General features: G+C 67.1%; 18 protein-coding genes. 7 read left to right on the top strand and 11 right to left on the bottom strand.

Going from position 1 to position 22,170, the window contains the following annotated elements; all coding sequences use genetic code 11:
* Positions 1-8 precede the first annotated feature (8 nt).
* Positions 9-998, bottom strand: a complete 990-nt coding sequence (locus tag NF4_RS27795; RefSeq protein WP_063130401.1) for an XdhC family protein — start codon at positions 996-998, stop codon at positions 9-11.
* Between the two features lie 565 nt (positions 999-1,563).
* Between NF4_RS27795 and NF4_RS37000 the strand changes: the two genes are divergently transcribed.
* From NF4_RS37000 to NF4_RS27765, 6 genes are all read left to right on the top strand, one after another.
* Positions 1,564-2,358, top strand: coding sequence for an ADP-ribosyltransferase (locus NF4_RS37000; RefSeq protein ID WP_198165504.1), 795 nt, complete (start codon positions 1,564-1,566; stop codon positions 2,356-2,358).
* A gap of 571 nt (positions 2,359-2,929) precedes the next feature.
* On the top strand, positions 2,930-4,219 hold the full coding sequence (aceA, locus tag NF4_RS27785; RefSeq protein ID WP_063060249.1) for an isocitrate lyase: 1,290 nt from the start codon (positions 2,930-2,932) through the stop codon (positions 4,217-4,219).
* Between the two features lie 632 nt (positions 4,220-4,851).
* Entirely contained in the window at positions 4,852-5,721 is an 870-nt protein-coding gene (locus tag NF4_RS27780) for a 3-hydroxybutyryl-CoA dehydrogenase (RefSeq protein WP_084533523.1), read from the top strand.
* 588 nt (positions 5,722-6,309) lie between these two features.
* Positions 6,310-8,637: a 5-methyltetrahydropteroyltriglutamate--homocysteine S-methyltransferase gene (gene metE, locus NF4_RS27775; protein WP_063130352.1), complete on the top strand. Its 2,328-nt coding sequence runs from the start codon at positions 6,310-6,312 to the stop codon at positions 8,635-8,637.
* A 417-nt stretch (positions 8,638-9,054) separates the two neighbouring features.
* Positions 9,055-10,110, top strand: coding sequence for an NAD(P)-dependent alcohol dehydrogenase (locus NF4_RS27770; RefSeq protein WP_063130351.1), 1,056 nt, complete (start codon positions 9,055-9,057; stop codon positions 10,108-10,110).
* 600 nt (positions 10,111-10,710) lie between these two features.
* Complete coding sequence (locus tag NF4_RS27765) at positions 10,711-11,781, top strand: S1C family serine protease (protein WP_084533537.1); 1,071 nt, start codon at positions 10,711-10,713, stop codon at positions 11,779-11,781.
* 19 nt (positions 11,782-11,800) lie between these two features.
* Here NF4_RS27765 and NF4_RS27760 read toward each other — a convergent pair whose 3' ends face one another.
* From NF4_RS27760 to NF4_RS27715, 10 genes are all read right to left on the bottom strand, one after another.
* Positions 11,801-12,367, bottom strand: a complete 567-nt coding sequence (locus tag NF4_RS27760; RefSeq protein WP_063130349.1) for a vitamin K epoxide reductase family protein — start codon at positions 12,365-12,367, stop codon at positions 11,801-11,803.
* A complete protein-coding gene (locus tag NF4_RS27755; protein WP_063814735.1) occupies positions 12,364-13,110 on the bottom strand; it encodes a DsbA family protein in 747 nt (248 codons plus the stop codon). The genes NF4_RS27760 and NF4_RS27755 overlap by 4 nt, the downstream gene beginning before the upstream one ends.
* Positions 13,111-13,249: 139 nt before the next feature.
* The gene (locus NF4_RS27750) at positions 13,250-14,095 is read right to left on the bottom strand and encodes a polyphosphate kinase 2 family protein (RefSeq protein WP_063130348.1); all 846 of its coding nucleotides are present in this window, start codon (positions 14,093-14,095) and stop codon (positions 13,250-13,252) included.
* A 12-nt stretch (positions 14,096-14,107) separates the two neighbouring features.
* Positions 14,108-14,848 carry an ESX secretion-associated protein EspG gene (locus tag NF4_RS27745; protein WP_063130347.1) on the bottom strand — a complete coding sequence of 247 codons (741 nt, stop codon included), beginning with the start codon at positions 14,846-14,848 and terminating at the stop codon, positions 14,108-14,110.
* Positions 14,845-15,408: a hypothetical protein gene (locus tag NF4_RS27740; RefSeq protein ID WP_063130346.1), complete on the bottom strand. Its 564-nt coding sequence runs from the start codon at positions 15,406-15,408 to the stop codon at positions 14,845-14,847. The genes NF4_RS27745 and NF4_RS27740 overlap by 4 nt, the downstream gene beginning before the upstream one ends.
* Complete coding sequence (locus NF4_RS27735) at positions 15,401-15,829, bottom strand: hypothetical protein (RefSeq protein WP_063130345.1); 429 nt, start codon at positions 15,827-15,829, stop codon at positions 15,401-15,403. The genes NF4_RS27740 and NF4_RS27735 overlap by 8 nt, the downstream gene beginning before the upstream one ends.
* A 181-nt stretch (positions 15,830-16,010) precedes the next feature.
* On the bottom strand, positions 16,011-16,685 hold the full coding sequence (locus tag NF4_RS27730) for a class I SAM-dependent methyltransferase (RefSeq protein ID WP_063130344.1): 675 nt from the start codon (positions 16,683-16,685) through the stop codon (positions 16,011-16,013).
* Positions 16,682-17,923 (bottom strand): saccharopine dehydrogenase family protein, encoded by a 1,242-nt coding sequence (locus tag NF4_RS27725; RefSeq protein ID WP_063130343.1) that lies wholly within the window; start codon positions 17,921-17,923, stop codon positions 16,682-16,684. The genes NF4_RS27730 and NF4_RS27725 overlap by 4 nt, the downstream gene beginning before the upstream one ends.
* A gap of 36 nt (positions 17,924-17,959) precedes the next feature.
* Entirely contained in the window at positions 17,960-19,363 is a 1,404-nt protein-coding gene (locus NF4_RS27720; RefSeq protein ID WP_063130342.1) for an ABC1 kinase family protein, read from the bottom strand.
* Between the two features lie 127 nt (positions 19,364-19,490).
* Positions 19,491-20,177: a TetR/AcrR family transcriptional regulator gene (locus tag NF4_RS27715; protein WP_084533535.1), complete on the bottom strand. Its 687-nt coding sequence runs from the start codon at positions 20,175-20,177 to the stop codon at positions 19,491-19,493.
* 734 nt (positions 20,178-20,911) lie between these two features.
* Here NF4_RS27715 and NF4_RS27710 point away from each other — a divergent pair.
* Positions 20,912-22,129 (top strand): DUF445 domain-containing protein, encoded by a 1,218-nt coding sequence (locus NF4_RS27710; protein WP_063130398.1) that lies wholly within the window; start codon positions 20,912-20,914, stop codon positions 22,127-22,129.
* The last annotated feature ends 41 nt before the right edge of the window (positions 22,130-22,170 follow it).

Below are 22,170 nucleotides of genomic sequence, written 5' to 3'. Positions count from 1 at the left end.
CGCTGCGCTCAGATCGCCGCCTCCGCCGGAAACGGCACGGTGATCCGCCCCAGCCGCCCGTTCCGCGCGGCCACCATCTCCGCGATCACCGCCAAAGCCGTTTCGGCGGCCGTGGCCGCGCCGATATCCATTCCGGCGGGGGAGTGCAGCCGGGCCAGCTGCGTCTCGTCGAACCCGCTCGCGCGCAGGTCGTCGAGGCGGCGCGCACTGGATATCAGCGAGCCGACCGCGCCGATGTAGCCGATCTCGGGTAGTCGGAGCGCGACCGTCAGCAGCGGGATCTCGAACTGCGGATCGTGGGAGGCCAGCACGATACCGGTGGAGGAATCGATCTCCCCCTCGGAGACCAGCACGTTCAGATAGCGGTGCGGCCAATCGCAGACCACCTCGGCGCCGGGGAAGGATTCCGGCACCGCGAACGTGGGGCGCGGATCGCAGATGGCGACCCGGTAGCCGAGCAGCCGCGCCTGCGTCGAAAGCGCCGCGGCGACGGTATTGGCGCCGAACACCACCAGCAGCGGGGGCGGGGCGAACGAGGCGACGAAAATATCGGACTGCGGTAGCGAGACCAGTTCCGTCGCGTGTCTTTTATCGGTGATCAGATGCTGCCCGATCATTCCCGGTTCCGGATTCCACACCACGGTGAAAAGCGTGACCCGCCGATGCTCGGCTATTTCGGTGGCGATGGTCGGGAATTCCGGAAAATGTCCGCGGGAGAACGGTTCGGTGAACACATCTATCACCGCGCCCTCACCGCCGGGTACCGGGAGCCGGTGCAGAGCGCGCTGCCCGGTCCGGGCCGACTGCAGGGTGGATTCGTAGACGGTGTCCTCGATCCCGGTGGCCGCCATGGATCCGTAGATCATGCCGTCGGGATCCACCAGAATCGCCGTACCCACCGGAATGTCCACCTGGCCACCCGTGCGCACGATGGTGGCCAGCCCGCCGGTCCGGCCCGAACGCCACACCTGCAGCAGGTCGTCGACGATGTCGCGCATCAACAGCTCCGATCCCACCGTGCGACGGAGGGCAGGCGCTCACCATCGGCACCCGTCACCGATGACCGCGCACGTGACGGACACCCTAGCGCTGTTCTCTGTGAATTTGGCACGCCTGCGAAAATCTCGTCGGGCGAGAACATGAATGGTTGGCCAAGTGTTGTGTGCCGACACTGTCCCTTTCTGGGCATGTTGTGAAATTTTGGTGGTTCACCAGCGGGTTGTTCTCCCCGTCGGCGGGAAGATGCACCGTCTGGAAGCCTCGGGACCTGGGGTAACCACCGATCGAGTAGCGCTTACATCCCGTCCGGGCCGGCGCGACATACCGGCGGCGAGCAACTCTTCCGGCCTACCATCATGGGCAGGATCTGTCATCGGGGGTCGAAATCCAGGTGGGGTGAGTGCTCACCTCTGCCGTCCGGCTATCGCCAGAAGTGTTCCGGATGGGCTCACTCCCAGGACTGATCAGGTGCGACGATCAGAAAGCCACCTGCAATACTGGCACCGACGTCACCCACCGGGTCTGCGAGAAAATCAGGCGGCGGGTGCGAACAGCAGGAGCAGCGTGTACAGCGAGATGGCAGCAGCAATGCGCCGGTTTGCCGCCCAACTCGCCGATGACGTGCAACGGTTCGGAATTACTGACGCCCGGCGGATCCGCGAGATCATCGGCGATCCACTGCAATACGCGCATCGTGCGCTACCCGGCAGCGACGAATCGGCCACACGATCAGTTCTCGCCGCAGTGGACACTCTCGGAATCCCGGGCACACACCTTCCCGGGGCTACCGCCGTGACGCCGAGAATCTTCCGCGATGCGGAAGAGGCGCATGCGTACGGAACGCGAACATGGGGCGCTGTCGCCGATCGCCTCGACCCCGCTCAGCGGCAGTTGCTCTGGGAGTACACCCGAGGTGACAGCACTCTGATCAACGATCTGCTACGGGAAGGCATCCCCCTGTGGCCGGGCGTCCGGGAGCGGGCAGCGGGCCTCGACGCGATCGTGGGTTTACAGGCGACTCATGAGTGGGTCCAGGTCACCAAGACCATCCAGGCCGGCAGGCTGTTTCCCGACCGCGGCATCACCGAGGTGACTCCCGGTTACCGTGGCACGTTTCGTGACTTCGTCAGCACCTCGATGTACCCCGGCGGGGTCAACGGCCTGAAGAACGTAGAGGGCCGGAATGTCGATGCGACGATCGCCGTACCGCCCGGCACCCCGGCCTTCTACGTCGGCGATCTTTCCGCCACACCAGAAGAAAAGGAACTCTTGCTCGGGCGCGGGCTGGATTTCGACCTCACCGATCTACAGCCGGATGGGGACAGATGGCAAGCGGCGGTAACAATCCTGCCGCCGTAACCGACCCGCCACCGCCGATCGGTCGAGACGAGTCCTTGCGGCCACGCGCTACTTCCACTCGAGGTGTCTCATGGCTTCGGCTCATTCGGGTTGCGTCGGAATTCGACGCCCTGGCCGGTGCGCCATCGCGAACCGGGTCTTCTGGCTGCCGACCGTATCTGTCGCGGTCCTCCGTGGACGTCGTTCGGATGCATGTCACATCTGAAGTCGGCCGACCTCAGTTATGAACGTCCTCACAAGGTCGAGCCGCGGCGGAGGGGATCGAACCCGGATACCTGCCTCCGCTAACAGTACAAGCGTTACGCTAAAACCCCATGTCAGAGCTACTGGTGAGTAGACTTGACGATGGTTACGCGCTGGCAACTTTCACAGGCTTAGCAAAGTTATGGCCGATCCTAGCTCAGATTCACAGAAGCAACAGGTAGACGGCATTTTGATGGTGTGCCATGGTGTGGAAGTACACCCACCGGGCATTGCAAGCCTGCAAATCGTCGTTCCAGCAGTGCGACGCGGAAACGCTTCGTCGACGCGGACACGGCGGACCGACCGACCAAGGAAGTGGAGTCGCAAGATGTCGACCACCGGCACCCCGAAGACCGCCGAGGAAATCCAGAAGGATTGGGACACCAACCCGCGCTGGAAGGGCGTCACCCGCAACTACACCGCCGAGCAGGTTTCCAAGCTGCAGGGCACCGTTGTCGAAGAGCACACCCTCGCGCGGCGTGGCTCGGAGATCCTCTGGGATCTGGTGAACAACGAGGACTACATCAACTCGCTGGGCGCCCTCACCGGCAATATGGCGGTGCAGCAGGTCCGCGCCGGGCTCAAGGCCATCTACCTGTCGGGCTGGCAGGTCGCCGGTGACGCGAACCTGTCCGGTCACACCTACCCCGACCAGAGCCTCTACCCGGCCAACTCGGTGCCCGCCGTGGTCCGCCGCATCAACAACGCGCTGCTGCGCGCCGACGAGATCGCCAAGGTCGAGGGCGATACCGCCGTCGAGAACTGGCTGGCCCCGATCGTCGCCGACGCCGAAGCCGGCTTCGGTGGCGCGCTGAACGCCTACGAACTGCAGAAGGCCATGATCGCCGCCGGTGCCGCCGGTGTGCACTGGGAAGACCAGCTGGCCTCGGAGAAGAAATGCGGCCACCTCGGTGGCAAGGTGCTCATCCCCACCCAGCAGCACATCCGCACCCTGACCTCCGCGCGCCTGGCCGCCGACGTCGCCGAGGTGCCCTCGGTGATCATCGCCCGCACCGACGCCGAAGCCGCCACCCTCATCACCTCCGATGTGGACGAGCGCGACCGTGAATTCCTCGACGGCACCCGCACCGCCGAAGGTTTCTTCGGAGTGAAGAACGGTATCGAGCCCTGCATCGCGCGCGCCAAGGCCTACGCTCCCTACGCCGACCTCATCTGGATGGAGACCGGCGTGCCGGACCTCGAGGTCGCGCGCAAGTTCGCCGAGGCCGTCCGCAGCGAGTTCCCGGACCAGCTGCTGGCCTACAACTGCTCGCCGTCCTTCAACTGGAAGGCCCACCTGGACGACGCCACCATCGCGAAGTTCCAGCGGGAACTCGGCGCCATGGGCTTCAAGTTCCAGTTCATCACCCTGGCCGGCTTCCACTCGCTCAACTACGGCATGTTCGACCTGGCCTACGGCTACGCCCGCGAGGGTATGACCGCCTTCGTCGACCTGCAGGAGCGCGAGTTCAAGGCCGCCGCCGAGCGTGGCTTCACCGCCATCAAGCACCAGCGTGAGGTCGGTGCCGGCTACTTCGACACCATCGCCACCACCGTCGACCCCAACACCTCGACGGCGGCGCTGAAGGGCTCCACCGAAGAAGGACAGTTTCACTGAGTTGTCTGCGGCGCCTTCGGCGCCGCGGGGTTGAGGCCTCTGGGTCTCGCCGTTTCAGCCTCGAGCCTTGGCCGAAGGTGCTCAATGACCGCACTCTATGGGCGGCTCACCGCACATCGCATGCACTTCGAGGCCGAAACGGCGAGACGGGCCTCAACCCTTTGCAGGCCTCGTAAGACTCGGCACCAGGTGGTGGTTGCGGTGAGGATCGGTGTTCTGCGGTCCGGATTCCGGTTGTTATCGGAAGCGGCGCGGGGAACGGGTCTGTCGGCCGTCCGCGACAAGGGGCCGGAAGTACGGCCCCGGCTCGGGGTGTCTGCTCCGAGCCGGACTCGGGCCGGTGGGCCCGAGTCCTCCGGGACCGATCGTGGTACTCCGTCTTCCGGCGGATATCCCGGACCCACTACCTCGGTAGGGGTGTACCGCCCCCTCGCAACAGCCCGGCGAGGGGGCTTCGGTCTCTCCGGCGAGACGCCAAGCGCCGAACCCGACCGCCGCCCGCGCTCACCCGCTTGCCGGTTGGTCGGCATTGTGGACAGGTCACGAGGGCTCCGAGCCCGCGCTGCCGGAGGCGGCGCCGATGAACACAGCCCCGCGCCGCCGAGGCGGCGCCACGAACACAGGAGTGGGACGTGAACGAGAAGATTCAGCGTGTCGGTGTCATCGGTGCCGGCCAGATGGGCGCGGGTATCGCGGAGGTGTGCGCTCGCGCGCATGTCGATGTGCTCGTGTACGAACAGACCCGGGATCTCGCCGCGGCCGGCCGGTCGCGGATCCTGCGGTCCCTGGACCGGGGCGTGAGCAGCGGCAAGATCACCGAGCGCGAGCGGGAACAGGCGGCCTGGCGGCTGCGGTTCACCTCCGACCTCGGCGATTTCGCCGACCGCCAGCTCGTGGTGGAGGCCGTCCTGGAGGACGAGAAGGTCAAGACCTCCATCTTCGCCGAACTCGACAAGGTGGTCACCGACCCCAGCGCGGTACTGGCCTCCAACACCTCCTCCATCCCGATCATGAAGATCGCGGTGGCCACCAACAACCCCGAGCGGGTCGTCGGTATGCACTTCTTCAACCCGGTGCCGGTACTGCCGCTGGTCGAGCTGGTGACCACGCTCAAGACCAGTGGCGCCGTCACCGAGCGGGCCGAGAAGTTCGCGGCCGAGGTTCTCGGCAAGGAGATCGTGCGTTCCTCGGACCGCTCCGGCTTCGTGGTCAACGCGCTGCTGGTGCCGTACCTGCTCTCGGCCATTCGCATGGTCGAATCCGGTTTCGCCACCAAGGAGGATGTCGACAAGGCGATGGTGCTCGGTTGCGCCCACCCCATGGGCCCGCTCGCACTCACCGACCTGGTCGGCCTCGATACGGTGAAATCGATCGCCGATTCGATGTACGGCGAATTCAAGGAGCCGCTGTACTCGGCGCCGCCGCTGCTCATGCGCATGGTCGAGGCGGGGCTGCTGGGCAAGAAGTCCGGCGCGGGCTTTTACCAGTACAACAAAGCGTAGGCAGAGTCGGCGGTCACCGAGATGAGAGGTGCGCTTCCCGTGCAGGTGAGAACTGGGCTTGTTCGTGAAGGTGCTGTGTTTTTTGGCGGCACCTCCGGCGCCGCGGGGTTGAGGCCTCCTTGGTCTCGCCGTTTCGGCCTCGAGACTCGAGCTTCGCGCATGCGCTTCGAGGCCGAAACGGCGAGAAGGGCCTCAACCCTTGGAGGTGTCTCGTCAGACTCGACGCATGCGGGTTGCGTCGGGATTATGTGTAACCCTTCGCTTCGGGTAGCTCTCGTGCACTGGTCGCAGGACCTATCGTCTACCCAGGTAGGCGGCATCCATGGTCGGGGCCTGCCCCGGTTCTGGAGCGTGTGCCGCCATTGAGCACTGACAGTGACGTGAGCCTCCCCAGGCTGGTCGAGGCGCACGTCGGCAGGCAACCTTCTGTCTGCTCCGGATGGTCTACCTCGGTGGTCGGGGCCCGCCCCCGGTTCTGGAGCGACAGAGCGAAGGAGCGCAGCGACTGAGCGGAGGAGGGAAGAATCGGGGTCACAGGGCCCCGACCCGCCCCGCCGCAGGCGGGGCAAATAAACAAGGAGGTCGGCAATGGTCAACGTCGGTGAAGGGTTCGGCTCGAGTGTGCTCGGGTATCCGCGGATCGGTCCGCACCGGGAGCTCAAGCGCGCGCTCGAGGCGTACTGGCGGCGGGCGATCACCCGGGAAGAGCTGCGCGCGGTCGGGCGCGATATCCAGGAGCAGCAGTTCAACGAGCTCGCCGCCACCGGGCTGACCCAGGTCCCGGGGAACACCTTCTCCTTCTACGACCACGTGCTCGACAATGCGCTGCTCTTCGGCGCGTTCCCGTCCCGTTTCGCGGAATACCGCGCCGATCTCGACCCGCTGGATTTCTATTTCCTGATGGCGCGCGGCCGGCCCGATCTACCGCCGCTGGAGTTGGTGCGTTTCTTCGGTACCAACTACCACTACCGGCAGCCGGAACTCGATGCCGATACGGAATTCTCCCTGCACCCCGAGGCGCTGCTGGACGAATGGGACCGGGCGATGGCGGCGGGCATCGAGCAGCGGCCGGTGGTGCTGGGGCCGGTGTCGCTGCTGCTGCTGTCCAAGGCGGGCAGTGTGCCCGGTGAATCGGCCGGGTTCGACACCATCGATCTGCTGGACCGGCTGCTCCCGGTCTACGAGCAGTTGTTCGAGATCCTGGCGCGGCGCGGCGCCACCTGTGTGCAGCTGGACGAACCCTGCTTCACCGCCGAACGCTCGGCCGCCGAACTCGCCGCCTTCGCCCGCGTCTACGACCGGCTGTCCAAGGCGCCGCTGCGGCCGCGCATCCTGGTCACCGGACAGTACGGCGACTTCGGTGAGGCGCTGCGCATTCTCGCCGGTACCGGGGTGGAGGCGATCGGCCTCGATCTGGCGTCCTACCGGGTCCGGCCCGAAGATCTGGCGCAGATCCCGGGTATCCGCCGCAAACGGCTCTACGCGGGGGTCATCAGTGGCACGAATGTGTGGCGGGCCGACCGCTACGTCACCCTGGAATATCTGAACGAACTCGCCAAGGTGTGCCCGGACCTGGTGGTCTCCACCGGAACCACGCTGCTGCACGTGCCCTACGACGTTCTCGCCGAATACGATATCGACGGGAATGTGGCCGATCGGCTCGCTTTCGCGAAGCAGAAAGTCGGCGAGGTCGTCTCACTGGCCAAAGCGCTCACCGAGGGGCCCTCGGACAAATGGCGTAAACGTCCTGGCGAAGTGCATTTCAAACAGAAACACGCGGTGCGCCAGCGGGTCTACGCCATTACCCCGCAGATGCGGGAACGCGCACCCTATGCCGAGCGCCGGGCCGCGCAAGAGCAGAAATTGCAACTGCCGCCGGTGCCCGCCACCACGCTGGGGTCCTATCCGCAGAGCGTCGAAGCCCGGCAGGCCCGCCACCAGCTGGGTGAGGGCCGGTTGTCCTACGACGAATACCGTAAGAAGATCGAGGCGGAGATCGCCGCCACCATCGCGTTGCAGGAAGATATCGGTCTCGATGTGCTGGTGCACGGCGAGCACGAGCGCAACGACATGATCCAGTATTTCGCCGAATTGCTGGACGGTTTCGCTACCACGCATTTCGGCTGGGTGCAGGTGTACGGATCGCGCTGTGTGCGTCCGCCGATCATCTACGGCGACGTGTCGCGGCCGGCTCCGATGTCGGTGGAGTGGATCACCTATGCCCAATCGCTGACCGACAAACCGGTGAAGGGCATGGTCACCGGGCCCGTCACCATGGTGGCGCGTTCGTTCGTCCGGCAGGACCAGCCGCTCTACGAGACGGCCGACCAGGTGGCGCTGGCGATCCGCGACGAAGTCGTGGATCTGGAACGCGCCGGTATCGGCATCATCCAGGTCGACGAACCGGCGCTGCGGGAGCTGTGGCCGGCCCGGCCCGAAGGCCGCGCCGAATACCTGCGCTGGGCGATCGGGGCATTCCGGCTCGCGACCTCCGGTGTGGCGCCCGGTACCCAGATCCACACCCATATCCCGTACTCGGGCCGTACCGAGATCGTCCAGGCCATCGAACAGCTCGACGCCGACGTCACCGCGATCGTCGCCACCCGGTCCATCGAGTGGGTGCTGAAAGCGCTGGAGGAGGACTACGCCTCCGGCCACGGGCTCAGTAACGGGGTCGGCCCGGGCGTGTACGAGAGCCGTTCGGCCCGCATCCCGGATATCGACGAACTGGATGAACTGCTCACCGCGGCCGCCGCGGCGGTCGGCCCGGATCGGCTCTGGGCCAACCCGGACGGCGGCCTCAAGACCCGCCACCACTGGCAGCTCGACCCCGCTCTCCGCAATATGGTCGCCGCCGCCCGCCGAGTCCGCCGCCGCCTGCAAGCCGAGCAGGACCTCGGTCCCGCCCCGGAGTGAGAGCAGAACTCTGCGCAGCTTCCGGGAACGGGATCGCGTGCCTCTCCTGATGTCCACTCGCGCGGTCTCCGAGACACCGGCAGCGGATGGATAACAGGCGACCCTACTTCTGCCGCGTCCGGACCCGAACTCCACATGCGGATCCGATCGCCGAATGCCGACGTAACCCCATGCGTCGAGTTTTGCGAGACACCTCCAAGGGTTGAGGCCCGTCTCGCCGTTTCGGCCTCGAAGCGCATGCGCGAAGCTCGAGTCTCGAGGCCGAAACGGCGAGACCCAGGGGGCCTCAACCCCGCGCGCGCCAGCGCGCCGAAAACACAGCACCTTCACGAGCAGGCCCGCACCCTACCTTCACGTCCGGGCGCCGAAAGTCACACCACCTTGGCAAATCCGGTATGCGCCGGTAGGCATGGACGCATGAGTACTGCTGTAGGCGCCTATGCGATGGCCGGGCCCGACGCCGCGTTCGAGAAGGTCACCATCGAACGCCGGGAGCTCGGGCCCCGCGATGTCCTGATCGATATCGCGTATGCCGGGATCTGCCATTCCGATATCCACACCGCCCGTAACGAGTGGGGCGGCGCGGCTTATCCGTGTGTGCCGGGGCATGAGATCGCGGGGACCGTCGCTGCCGTGGGGTCGGCGGTGAGCCGCCACCGGGTGGGCGACCGGGTGGGTGTCGGCTGCATGGTGGACTCCTGCGGAGTCTGCGAGTCGTGCCTGGCGGGCGAGGAGCAGTTCTGCACCCGTGGCGCGGTGATGACCTACAACTCCCGGGTGCCGGAGGAGGTGCAGCCGGGCGGGCACACCATGGGCGGATACGCCACCCGGATCGTGGTGACCGAGAACTTCGTGGTCGCCATCCCGGAGGGAATCGATCTGTCGGTGGCCGCGCCACTGTTGTGCGCCGGAATCACCCTGTATTCGCCTTTACGACAATGGGGTGTGGGACCCGGGAAAAAGGTCGCGATCATCGGAATGGGCGGGCTCGGCCATATCGGTGTGAAAATCGCCGCCGCGCTGGGCGCCGAGGTGACGGTCCTCAGCCATTCGCTGAGCAAACAGGACGACGGAAAGCGTTTCGGTGCGCACCACTACTACGCCACCAGTGATGCCCAGGTGTTCCGGGAGTTGCGCGGCAGCTTCGATCTCGTCATCAACACCGTATCCGCGGATCTGCCGATCAACGACTACATGAAGCTGCTGCGGCTGGACGGGACGCTGGTCGTGCTGGGACTGCCGGAGGCCCCGCTCCAGGTTCAGGCCCGGGTCCTGGCCGGCCGCCGGCGCTCGCTGTCGGGTTCGATGATCGGCGGTATCGAGCAAACGCAGGAGATGTTGAATTTCTGTGCCGAGCACGGAATCGGGGCGGAAATCGAGTTGATTTCCGCGGACGAGATCGACAGCGCGTACGAGCGCGTGGTGGCCAGTGATGTGCGGTATCGGTTCGTCATCGATACTGCGACCATCTGAGTGTTTCCGCCGGTGTGTTCCCGCGGATTCCGGGTCCGCAAAGTCGATTCGATCGGCCGTCGTCGAACAATCGGTCACCGTCGAACAAAGAGATTCCGGCTCGTGCGCGCCGATTATCCACACTGTGGAGAAGGCTGTGGAAAACCGAGCTCCGCGGTGTGGATGAAGGCCGAGCGGCTGTGGATGGATTTCCGGGTGTCGGGGCCCGGGATACGGAATTCTATTGATTCGGTTTCCGCCGGATAACGAGCGGCCGTATTCCCGATCGCGCCCGTGGGCCGTTCCGTGCGGGCAGACGCCGACATCCGGGCCGGTTTTCGGCCGGGCGGTGAAAAAGGCCGCCGCGGGGATGTGACACGGATGTGACCTCGGCGTACCGGTGGTAACGAATCAACAGGTATCCGGCCGGTGTTTCCCCAAGTCCGCGCCGGCCTGTGGATAACTGGGGATACCTGTGGATAACTTGCGACAAGGGGATGAAACTCGACTATCGCGCGTTGATCCGGGCGACAATGGTCGTGATCGGCTGCGGCAGCGGGAGGCTCCTTGGACAACCAGTGGCAGAGCACCGGCTCCCGCGGGCCCACCGGCGGGGGTCGCGTGCTCGTTACCCTCTGCGCCGCGGTGCTGGCCCTCGGGGCCCTGTTCGGCTACCGGGGCGAACTACCCGGCCTGGCGCAACCCGGCCGCAGTGTCGTCGCCACACCCGTCCGTCCCGCGCCGCGGACCCCGCTGAACGCGAGCGAGGTGACACGCGGTATCTCCCCGGTACTGGTCAACATCACCGCCGCCGCCCGTCCGTTCGGCGCCGCGGCGGCCGGATCCGGCATAGTCCTCACCGGAGAAGGACAGGTGCTCACCAGCCACCATGTCGTGAAGGGTGCGAAGACGGTGCGGGTCAGCCGCGTTTCCGACGGTGCCGTGTACACCGCCGAGGTGCTCGGCTACGACGCCCACGCCGATATCGCCCTGCTCTCCCTCGCGGGCGCGCGTGGGCTGGCCACCGCGCGGATCGGCAGTTCGGCCGGGCTGCGTGTCCGGGACGAGGTCCTGGCCATCGGTAACGCCGGCGGCAGCGGCACGGCCACCGCGGTCACCGGGGAGATCAGCGATCTGGACAGCACGATCATGGCCCTGAACCAGCAGGACCTGTCCCGGCAGGCACTGACCGGAATGCTGGAGATCGAGGCGGCGGTCAGCGCGGGCCAGTCCGGTGGGGCGGTGACCGATTCCAGCGGTGCGGTCGTCGGGGTGATCGCGGCGGCCTCCGGCAATCGAGACCCGCCACCCGGCGCGGCCGAGGATCCACCCAACGGTTACGCGGTGCCCATCGACGCCGCGATGCGCATCGTGCGGCAGATCCGGTCCGGTACGCCCACCGACTCCGTGCACATCGGCCCCACCGCCACCCTAGGAGTACTGATCTCCGACGCGCGACCGCAGGGCGCCCGCATCGATATGGCGATCCACGGGCTGCCCGCGCAGGTGGCGGGCCTGACGGCCGGAGAGATCATCACCTCGCTGGACGGTCGCGCCGTCACGAGTGCACGCGCGCTGCGCGCGGCGATCGACACCCGCAAACCGGCCGAAACGGTGCGGCTGGGCGTGCGAGCACCCGACGGCAGCGAACGGTTCGTGGCGGTGCGGCTGGTCGCCGGCACGCCGGGTTAGGGCAGGCCGGCGACGCCGATCAGAACAGCGACAGCCAGTAGTCCTGGAAACGCAGGAACACCAGCACCAGCACCACGGCGTAGAAGACCGCGACGAAGGTCCAGCGCCATTCCGCGACCACCCGCAGCGCACCCCGATCGTTACCCCACAGTTGTTCGGTGAGGACGGCGAGCAGCGGTGTGATGATCGCCCACACCACCATGCAGTAGGGGCACAGGGCATTGATGCGGTACAGGCTCTGGAAGATCAGCCAGCAGATGAACAGTGTTCCGGCGGCCGTCCCCAGCCACAGACCGATCCAGATCCAGCGGGGCAGCACCACCCCCGCGACCGAGAGCACGCCGAGCGTCACCACCACCGAGAACCCGGCCAGCCCGATGATCGGGTTCGGAAAGCCCAGGACCGACGCCTGATCGGTGGCCATCACCGAACCGCAGGACAGCACCGGGTTCAAGCTGCACGAGGGGATGTAGCCGGGCTCGCTGAGCAGTTTGAAGTCTTCGACCAGCAGGACGAATGCGGCGATCCAGCCGGCCAGACCGCACAGCAGCAGCGTCCAGGCGGCAGGCGGCGATGTCCGGGTCACCGGCCCGCAGCCGCCTGGATCGCGGCGGTCAGCGGCGCGGTGTCGAAGCCCGTCCGGTCCTGCTTCAGCGCGAGGTCGACCTTTTCACCGTCGACGAAAACCGTCGGAGTGCCGTCGATGCCCTCGTCCAGCGATTCCTGGGATTTCGCGCCGACGAAGCCCTCGTATCTGCGGTCGGTGATGCAGTCGGCGATGGCGGGGTCGGTATAGCCCGCCTGCTGCGCGATGGCGATGAGCTGTTCGTCGGTCAGGCCGGCGCCGCCTTCGGGCGGCTGCTGCTGGAACATCAGCTTCAGCCAATCCTGGTATCGGCCGGTGCCGGTATCGGCGACACAGTAGGAGGCGTTCGCGGCCCGGGTGGAGTATTCGGTGCTGGACATCTTGTCCAGGTAAGCCACGATGTTGTATTCGATCGCGGCGGTGCCGTCGGTAACCGATTCGCTCAGCAGTTCGGCGTGGTCGGTCTCGAACTGTGCACAAACCGGGCACTGCATATCCGCGACGATCCGCACGGTCGCCTTCGCGTCGGGCTGTCCCACCCGGATTGCGCCGTTATCGGTTGCCGCCGCCGGGATGGCGCCCACATCGTCGGAACCGGAGTTGCGCACGGCCAGGCCGATACCGATCGCGGCGACCAGCGCGACCAGTACGGCGGCCACGCCGACCTGTATCGCGATCTTGCGGTTGCGGTCCGCGCGCGCGCCCGCCACCAGCGGATTCGGCCGCCCGGGGTTTTTGCTCACCGTGCGTTCACCACGCCTTTCCCTCACCTCGCCTGCCCCGACCACTCGTAGGTTCGCCAGGGGGCGCCGGGCTGCCCGGCGCACCGCCCATCATTGTCCGGCTTGCTGAGAGTTTCCATAACTCACCGGTCCGCGCCGGTCAGGCTGTGTCGAGCCGGCGCAGTTCGGCAGCCGGGTCGAAATTCGCCGGCGGCCAGCTCAGGTCCAGTTTCTGGAACGCCTCGATCAGCAGTTCGGTGACGGCCAGGCGGGAGAACCACTTCGCGTCGGCGGGCAGCACGTACCAGGGCGCGTAATCGGTGGAGGTGCGATCCAGCACATCCTGATAGGCCTGCTGGTAGGCGGGCCAATAGGCGCGCTCGTCGATATCGCCGGGGCTGAATTTCCAGTATTTGTCCGGTCGTTCCAGCCGCTCCCGCAGCCTTCTCTTCTGCTCGTCGAGCGAAACGAACATCGCGACCTTCACCAGTTCGGTTCCCGCTTCGGTCAGCTCCTGTTCGAAATCGTTGATCTCGGTGTAGCGCTGCTGCCAGACCGCTTCGGGCACGAGCTCATGGACCCGGGCGACCAGGACATCTTCGTAATGGGAGCGATCGAACACCCCGAGTTGCCCGCCCCGCGGCAGGGCTTTGCGGATCCGCCACAGGAAGTGGTGCCGCTTCTCCTCCTCGGTCGGCACGCCGAACGCGGCATGATCGACGCCCTGCGGGTCCACCGAGCCGATGACATGGCGCACGATTCCACCCTTGCCGGCGGTATCCATCCCCTGCAGGACCAACAGCACGCTGCGATTGTCACCGGAGCGGCCGTTGGCGTAGAGCTTCTCCTGCAAACCGGCCAGCACCTTGCCGCGTTCGGTCAGCAGCGCTTCCCCGTCCTTCTTGCCACCGCGGAACCCGGGCCGGGCAGAGGTATCGATATCGGCGATACGCAGGCCGTCGGCGCGCAGGGCCCGGCTCGCGGGGGTTTTCCATAGCTCGGACATCGGACAGGCCTATCACAGTCCGGGAGTGCTGCCGCGGATGCGGGCCAGGCTCTGCAGGTTGTCGGCGAACTCCGCATCGCTGACCGGTGCGAGGGTCAGTACATCGGCGGTGGTGAGGAGATAGCGGCCGTCGTCACGGATATCGAGCCAGCTGCGGTGCACTGTGGGCGGAGACATGGGCTCCTCCGGCGCCACCGTGACGGTGATGAAACCGCGGGCGTCGACGGGTTCGCGCAGCGCCGCACGAAAGCGGGCGGCGTCTCCGTCGCCGTCGCAGGTGGACAGGGGAGCGTCGGTGAGTACCGCGTCCTGGGGCTGGTGGAACGGGCCGTGGGCGCCGGGGCGGGCGGAACCGATCAACTGGACCAGCCGGCCCCCGAGGTCCCGGGCATGGCACATGTGAACGGTGACCTTCGTGGGTGTGGCGTGCAGGACGGCGGCGTGATGATCGATAACGGCGGCGAAGCCGAGGATCTGCTCGGCATTCGGCTGGTCGCCGTTGCGGATGAGCGCCGGGCGCTCTCCGGAAATCGTGACTGCGGTGGCGTCCGGGCGGGCGCAGAGCATGAGCGCGGCTGCCAGATCCGGGTCGGCCTGTCTGGCGAACCGCTGTGGTAATCGCAGCGCATCCAGTTCGGATTCGGTGCGCACGGCGCTGGCCGGGGCCAGATTCACCGGGTAGGGCCGGCGATCCAGGCTTGTCTCATTGGCCCAGACGTAACTGAACTCGTCCGGGGTCAGGATCCACTTCACCGGCGCGGGCTCCCGCCGCCCGTGCCGGGGAACCGGGGTACCCGGTCGCCGGAAGCCGGGAGGGTGGGGTTGTAGATGGTGGTCATCGCGTCCTGCGCATCGGCGGCGGCCGCGGCGGCGGCGATATCGTGGTCCATCCGGCGGCGGCCGCCGTGTACGGCCTCGGCCGCCGGGTCGTCGAGCGGACGATAGGGTTGCGGCGGGGCCAGCGCCGACCGCAAGGTCTGTGCCGCTTCGGTATTGCCCTCCATCAGGCGCTGGAGTGCGCGGCACGCCTCATGGGTTTCGTCACCGCCGGCGATGAACTCCCGTGTCGCCTGCCGGGCCGCGTTCGCCGAGTGTCCCGACCAGCGCTCGAATTCGCGCCGGGTGGTGTCGGTGAACACGGCGAAGGCATCCGCCACGGCGTCCGCGTTCGACTGCCACGCCGCCGCGGCGGCGGCGAGCGCACCGGGATCGAGGACCTCGTGCACCCGGTCCCAGATCTCCTGATGGGTGAAACTGCCGAAACATTCGCGTTCGGGCGCGTAGGGCGGGTCGGTGCCGGCGGGCTCAGCCATGGCCGTCCTCGTCGTGTCGGTCGGGGCCGAGGCCGGGATGTGCCGCCACCACGGCGAGAGCGGCGCGGTTGGCGAGATCGGCCTCGGCGAGCCGGCCGCCGGCGGCGAGATAGGCGGCTTTGAAGCGGAGCGCCGTCTCCTGGAGCGCGGTGAGGGTTTCCAGGTACTGCACTGCCTTACCGCGGAACCCCGCGGCGAGGGCGTGCCCGGTGGGCAGATCGGGGAAACCGGCGGTGCCGGGGGTTTCGGCGATGCGGTGGCCGCCGGCCCGCGCTGCTTCGAGATCGGCGACCAGGGTGTCGCAGGCCTCGGCCAAGCGCAGCGCGACGTCCTCGGCGAGGGTGAAGGAGTTCTCGCCCCCGGCCGTGGCCGCGGTGTAGAGCTGCCGAGCCGTGCTCTGCCCCACCTCCGGTACCGACATCTGGAATCCCCCTTCCGGCCCGTGGGTACGCCAGCCGACTCTACCGACGAGTAGCCGCGTACGCCGGGGAAAACCCGCCGGTCATAGGGATTCGGCTGTGAATTGGCGCACGCGTGGCGGGCCGCGGGCAGCAGTGTATCGAGGGGTGGCAACGGGTCGAGCACTTCTGTCGCGGAATCCGTCAGAGGCCGGACGTCGCCGGCCGGCCGGCCGCGCGCCCCGCCGCGCCCGGGCGGGTAGCGGTCACGTATTGGAAGAAGCGGTGTACGGATTGGTCGATATCGACCAATCCGGCCGTCGCGAACAACTCCGGGAAGGTCCGGCCGCCGAACATGCGCAGTCCGCTCACTCCCGCGGTGAGCCGGGTCAATTCGCCGACCGGGTTGTCCGGGCGATGGCTGGTGGTGACGGCGATCCGGCCGCCGGGCGCCAGCACGCGGATCATCTCCCGAGCCGCGACCAACGGGTCGGGGATGAGGTACAGCGCGCCGAAACAGCAAACCGCGTCGAAGGTCTCGTCGGCGAACGGCAGAGAGCGCGCATCGCCGCGTACGTATCCGGCGCGGGGCCCGGCATTGTCGGCGCGGGCGCGCGCCAGCATGGGCGGCGAATAGTCGATCCCCGTGACATACCCGTCGGCCGGTACGTGCTCGCTCAGGAAATGGGTGAAATTACCGGGCCCGCAAGCGATATCCAGGACGCGCCGCGACCTGTCGAGGTGTAGCGACTCCACCGCGAACCGGCGATCGGCGGCGGTCGTGCGGCCGGTGGCCAGATAGAACACCGCGGGCCGCCAGACCTTTTCGTAGACCGCCGCCAGTGCCGGGGCGTTCATGGTGCGCCGAGCGAGGTTCATCCCAGCGGCTCGACATCGATCGTCATCCCGGCCGCGCGCAGCCGTGCGGTCAGCGCGTCGCCCATAGCCGCGGCGGGCGTCAGCACACCGGCGAGTTCGGGCTTGTCGTCGAAGGCCAGTGCGAGACCGCTCTCGCCGAGCATGACCGCGGTCGCCTTGTACCCGGGGTCACCGAGACCGGCGAAATCGGCGCGATACCGGGCGCCGGAAGATGTGCGGGTGTAGGTGCGCATGCGGAACCAGCCGCTCTCCCGGGTGGCCTCGCTCGGTCCGGTGCCCGGCGCGGGCAGCACCCGGTCGAGCACCGCGCGACCGGCGCCGAACCGGGACAGCAGACCGCCGGCCGCCATCCCGGCGACGATACCGCCGGAGATACCGGCCGCGATCACCGGCGCCAGGGCCGAGTTCCCGGCACCCATGGTCTCGCGGTAGCGGAAATTCTTGCCGTACACCCAGCCGAGCAGGCCGTTGCTCCGGCGCACGATCTTGGTGTTGTGCGAGGCCATGACGAAGGTGCCGACCCAGCCGTCCAGACTCGGGTCGATCTCGCGTCCCCGCTGCAGGGTGAGATCGGACTGGCGGCCCACGTCGGGGTCCATGGATCTGTCGGGGCTCAGCGAATAGGGGTGGCTGAGTACCGCGCCCTTCGATCTGTCCGCCGCGACCGCCTCCATCATCGCCCGGCCCGAATCGATGGTGCCGCCGCTGACCCCGCCGCGCAGGGTCGCGACCAGGGTGGTGTCGCCGAGCTCGCCGGTATTGTCCGCGACGGACCGTCGATAGAGCTGATAGACGCTCAGATCCGAAGGCACCGAGTCGTAGCCGCACGAGTTCACGATCTTGGCGCCCGTGCGCGCGGCCTCGTCGTGGTAGCTGTCGATGGCGTCGCGGATGAACAGCGGTTCGCCGGTGAGATCCGCGTAGTGGGTACCGGCCTTCGCGCAGGCCGCGACCATCGGCATCCCGTAGCGCAGATACGGGCCGACCGTGGTGATGACGGCGGTCGTGCGGGCGGCGAGCGCGTCCATCGACTCCTGATCGGTGGTATCGGCCACCACCAGACCCCAGTCCGCGGCTCCGATCTCGTCGCGGACCGCGGCGAGTTTGTCCGCCGAACGTCCGGCCAGCGCGATCCTCGCCCCGGCCGGTGCCGCGCCCCGCAGGTACCCGGCGGTGAGCTTGCCGACGAAGCCGGTGGCGCCGAAGACGATCAGGTCGAATTCGCGAGTGTCGGTCATGGATAGAACCCCTTGGATATGTCCGGTGCCGCGGCGCTAGCCCGTACGCCGCTTACCGCGTTTGGCCGGCCGGCGTCCGGCCAGCCACTGTCGATGGAGCCGCCCGAGTTCGGTGACCGGCTCTTCGCCGTACAACCATTCCCGGGCGATGCGATGCCAATTGGCGGTCGCCTCGAGCTGACCCAGCATGCCGAAGGTCAGGAAATCGGCCCGCCGGGAGAACAGATGCTCCGGCGGTAGATTCTGTTGTTTCATCCCGGAGAATTCACTGGACCGCGGGTCCACTGCCAGCAGAAACGCGCCACTGGCCAGTTCCGGGGTGATGGTGAGTTCCTGGTCCACCAGGCACCATTCCGACGCCGAGAGCACATATTCCAGGCATTCCTCGACCCCGATCTCGTCCGCCGAATCGATGACCCCCCGCTGGATCATCAGCTCACGCAGATCCGCGCCGCGGTCCTCGGCGGCCGCGCACAGGCAGATCGCCTCGAACCGGACATGTTCGGGATCCATCCGGTTGAACAGCCCGAAATCGAGGAACCCGACCCGGCCGTCCGCGGCGAGCAGCACATTACCCGGGTGCGGGTCGCCGCAGAACTCGTTGAAGTTGAACAGCGATCCCACATAGAAGCGGTAGATGATCTCGCCGACCCGGTCACGCTCGGCCCGTGGCATCCGGCGGATGTCCTCGAACGCGGTACCGGCCAGATACTCGGTGACCAGCACCCGTCTGGTGCTGTGCTCGAGGACCGGCCGCGGGACCACGACGAACGGGTGGTCGGCGTAGAGCTCCGCGATATCGCGCTGGGTTTCGGCCTCGATGTGATAGTCGAGTTCGGCTTCCATGTTCAGCCGCAGTTCGTCGAGAACCGCCGGGGTGACCCATGGCATCGCCGACTGCAGCACCCGCCGGAACATGTTCAGATTCTTCAGGTCCGCCCGAACCGCCGCATCGATGCCCGGGTACTGCACCTTCACCGCGACCTGGCGGCCGTTGTGCAACCGGGCGAGATAGACCTGTCCGATGGAGGCCGCCGCGATGGCCTCGGGTTCGAATTCGGCGAACACCGCGTCCAGGGGCTGCCCGTAATCCTCTTCGATCACCGCGCGCATGGCCTCGAAGGACACCGAGGGCGCGGCATTGCGCAGTACCGCGAGCCGTTTCTGGAACCGTTCCCGATGCTCCGGCGGCACCAGGTCCAGGTCGAGCACCGACATCATCTGGCCCAGTTTCATGGCCACGCCCTTCATGGTGCCCAGCACCATGACCAACTGTTCGGTACTGCGGAGGATCGACTCCTCGGCCATCCGGGCCCGTACCGCCTCGGACCGGCCGCGCATCGAGAGCCGGGCGCGTTGTTTGCGCATCATCGATCCGGCTGCCACCGCACCCAGTTTGGTGCCGCGGGCCAGCCGGGATGTCGGCACTTGTTTCGCCATCGAGGAACCTCCGTTGGTGCCGACGCCGCGCCTACGACAACAGAGGAACACAGCCGGTTCCTCGTCACCGCACGGCAATCAGACTAGCCAACCCGGCCGGGTTGTCGAGCCAGGCGAGCCCGCCGACTCAGACGGCCTGGTCGCCGGGGGAGACCGGGGGCAGCACATGCTCCTGTTCGGCGAACTTGGTTCGCGAACCACCGGCTCGCGCCATTCCCTCGATGGCACTCCACACCATCATCGTGAGGTAGTCGATGACCTCTTCCCGGGGAAGTGTCTTATGGGTGGTCCACCAGTGGGTCGCGAGCTGGATGCCGCCGACCAGCACATAGGACCACAGCATCACCCCTTCGGTCTCGATACCGCGGGCACTGCCGCGCTCGGTGATGGCGGCCGCGACGACCTCCGCGAACAGTCTCTCGAAATCGGCCAGCGACGACGGATCGCCCGAACCGGTGCCCATGATGAACCGGTACACCTCGGGATCCTCGTCGACCGCGCCCACGTATTCGGCCAGCGCCGACCGCACCAGCCGATACTCGTCGGCATCGAGGCTGATCGCGCCGTAGACGCGCGGCATCAGGGTGATCTCGATGAACCGCTGCATCGCGGCGTTGACCAGGTCGTTCTTATCGGAGAAATAGCGGTAGAGGACGGTCTTGGACACACCGATCTCGGCGGCGATCTCGTCCATGCCGGCATTCCCGCCGCGGGTGCGCACCGCGGCCAGCGTGCCGTCGACGAGTTCCTCGCGCCGGTCGATCTTGTGCTGGCGCCAGCGCCGCTTGCGCCCGTCGGTCCGCGGGGTACGCACCGGCGCCGATCGATCGGCGGATGTCCCGATATCGAGCAGATCTTCGGTGGACAGCGTGGGCTCCTCGGTCGGACGGTTCACGTGCGTTCCACTCTAGGCCCCATCCCTGCCCAGGTGCCTCGTTTGGCGTCTGTGCGGCAGATCCCACACTCCCACGCGCGCGCTCAGCCCTCCGGAGGTCTGTGTCCGATGAACGAGCACCGACAATGCGCTGAGCTCCGGTTTGTCGAGGTGTACGTCCACATTCACCTTTCGCCTATGCCGGATGGTCTACCTCAGTGGTCGGGGCCCGCCCCCGGTTCTGGAGCGACAGAGCGAAGGAGCGCAGCGACTGAGCGCGTGCTGCAGGTCCGTCCATAGATCGGTGACCATTGAGCACTGACAGTGATGTGAGCCTCCCCAGGCTGGTCGAGGCGCACGCAAGCATGCAACCTTCTGTCTATTCCGGAGGGTCGGCCTCGGTGGTCGGGGCCCGCCCCCGGTTCTGGAGCGACAGAGCGAAGGAGCGCAGCGACTGAGCGGAGGAGGGAAGAATCGGGGTCACAGGCCCCGACCCGCGGCGCCGGAGGCGCCGCAAACAAACACAGCAGAATGGGAGTATGCAGAAACCGACCGGTAGTAGTGCGGTGCTCGACTCCGCCCCCGGGACGACCGCCCCCGGCGGGCAGGCGGAACCGCCGGGCGTGTTCGCGACCCTCACCGATGACGCGGCCAAACGACGTGACCTGTGGCGGATGAAGGCCGTCGCCACCGGCCTGCTGGCCGTGGCCACGGTGATCTACCTGGTGTGCCGGTGGCTGGAGTCGCGCGGCGGCGCCGGCGACTGGGTCGGGTATGTGCGGGCGGCGTCCGAGGCGGGGATGGTCGGTGCGCTGGCCGACTGGTTCGCGGTGACGGCGTTGTTCCGGCATCCGCTGGGCCTGCCGATCCCGCACACCGCGATCATCCGCCGGAAGAAGGATCAGCTCGGGGCCAGTCTCGGCAATTTCGTGGGCACCAACTTCCTGTCCCCCGATGTGGTCACGGCGAAGGTGAACTCCGCGCAGATCCCGTGGCGGATCGGGCGCTGGATGGCCGCGCCCGGTAACGCGGCCCGGGTGGCCGACGAGAGTTCGACGATTCTGCGCGCGGTCGTGGGGGTGCTGCGCGACGAGGATGTCGAACAGGTCATCGACAACACCATCGTGAAACGGATCGCCGAACCGCTGTGGGGTCCGCCGATCGGCCGTGTCCTCGCCGAGCTGCTGGCCGACAACCGGCAGCTGCCGCTACTGGATCTGCTCGCCGAACGTGCCCACCAGTGGGCGCTCGGCAGCCAGGAGACGATCGACCGGATCGTCAACGGTGAGGCCCCGCAGTGGGCGCCGAAATTCGTGAACGTCCTGCTGTCGGAGAAGGTGTACCGGGAGCTGGTCGAGTTCACCTGGAAGGTGCGCTCCACCCCCGATCACGAGGTCCGGCTGGCCGCCAACCGCTTCCTGGAGGATTTCGCCCACGACCTGCAGTACGACGAGACGATGATCGCCAAGGCCGAGCGGATCAAAACCGAGATCATGGGCCGGGAGGAGATCACCGGCCTCGCCGAGGCGACCTGGCGGGCGGCCAAACGCCTGATCCTCGAATCCGCCGACGACCCGAACAGCACCCTGCGCCGCAAGGTCGCCGAAAACGTCCGGCAGCTGGGCGAACGCCTGCGCGACGATACCGAGACCCGAGCCAAGGTCGACAGCTGGATCGAGCGCGGCGCCCGCTACCTGGCCGCCAACTACGCCGACGAGATCGCCACCATCGTCAGCGATACGGTCGCCCGCTGGGATGCGGAGGAGGCCAGTAAGAAGATCGAGGTCCAGGTGGGGCGTGATCTGCAGTTCATCCGGATCAACGGCACGGTGGTCGGCAGTCTGGCGGGGTTGGCGATCTATACGGTCTCGCATGTGATGTTCGGGGGGTGAGTGTGCGGACCGGGGCACGGCGAGCCCGGGCGAAGACCGGC

It is taken from the genome of Nocardia fusca NBRC 14340, from assembly GCF_001618425.1.
GTDB classification, from domain to species: domain Bacteria; phylum Actinomycetota; class Actinomycetes; order Mycobacteriales; family Mycobacteriaceae; genus Nocardia; species Nocardia fusca.
Note: the sequence above shows the minus strand (reverse complement) of the source record. Positions and strands in the feature narration are given on the sequence as shown.

Bases quoted from the DNA above. Each gene is read 5' to 3' on its own strand.
- NF4_RS27735 (WP_063130345.1), bottom strand. From the start codon at position 15,829: ATGTCGGTACCGGAGGTGGGGCAGAGCACGGCTCGGCAGCTCTACACC.
- NF4_RS27750 (WP_063130348.1), bottom strand. From the start codon at position 14,095: ATGTCCGAGCTATGGAAAACCCCCGCGAGCCGGGCCCTGCGCGCCGAC.
- NF4_RS27740 (WP_063130346.1), bottom strand. From the start codon at position 15,408: ATGGCTGAGCCCGCCGGCACCGACCCGCCCTACGCGCCCGAACGCGAA.
- metE (WP_063130352.1), top strand. From the start codon at position 6,310: ATGGTCAACGTCGGTGAAGGGTTCGGCTCGAGTGTGCTCGGGTATCCG.
- aceA (WP_063060249.1), top strand. From the start codon at position 2,930: ATGTCGACCACCGGCACCCCGAAGACCGCCGAGGAAATCCAGAAGGAT.
- NF4_RS27710 (WP_063130398.1), top strand. From the start codon at position 20,912: ATGAAGGCCGTCGCCACCGGCCTGCTGGCCGTGGCCACGGTGATCTAC.
- NF4_RS27725 (WP_063130343.1), bottom strand. From the start codon at position 17,923: ATGACCGACACTCGCGAATTCGACCTGATCGTCTTCGGCGCCACCGGC.
- NF4_RS27720 (WP_063130342.1), bottom strand. From the start codon at position 19,363: ATGGCGAAACAAGTGCCGACATCCCGGCTGGCCCGCGGCACCAAACTG.
- NF4_RS27795 (WP_063130401.1), bottom strand. From the start codon at position 998: ATGCGCGACATCGTCGACGACCTGCTGCAGGTGTGGCGTTCGGGCCGG.
- NF4_RS27730 (WP_063130344.1), bottom strand. From the start codon at position 16,685: ATGAACCTCGCTCGGCGCACCATGAACGCCCCGGCACTGGCGGCGGTC.
- NF4_RS27770 (WP_063130351.1), top strand. From the start codon at position 9,055: ATGAGTACTGCTGTAGGCGCCTATGCGATGGCCGGGCCCGACGCCGCG.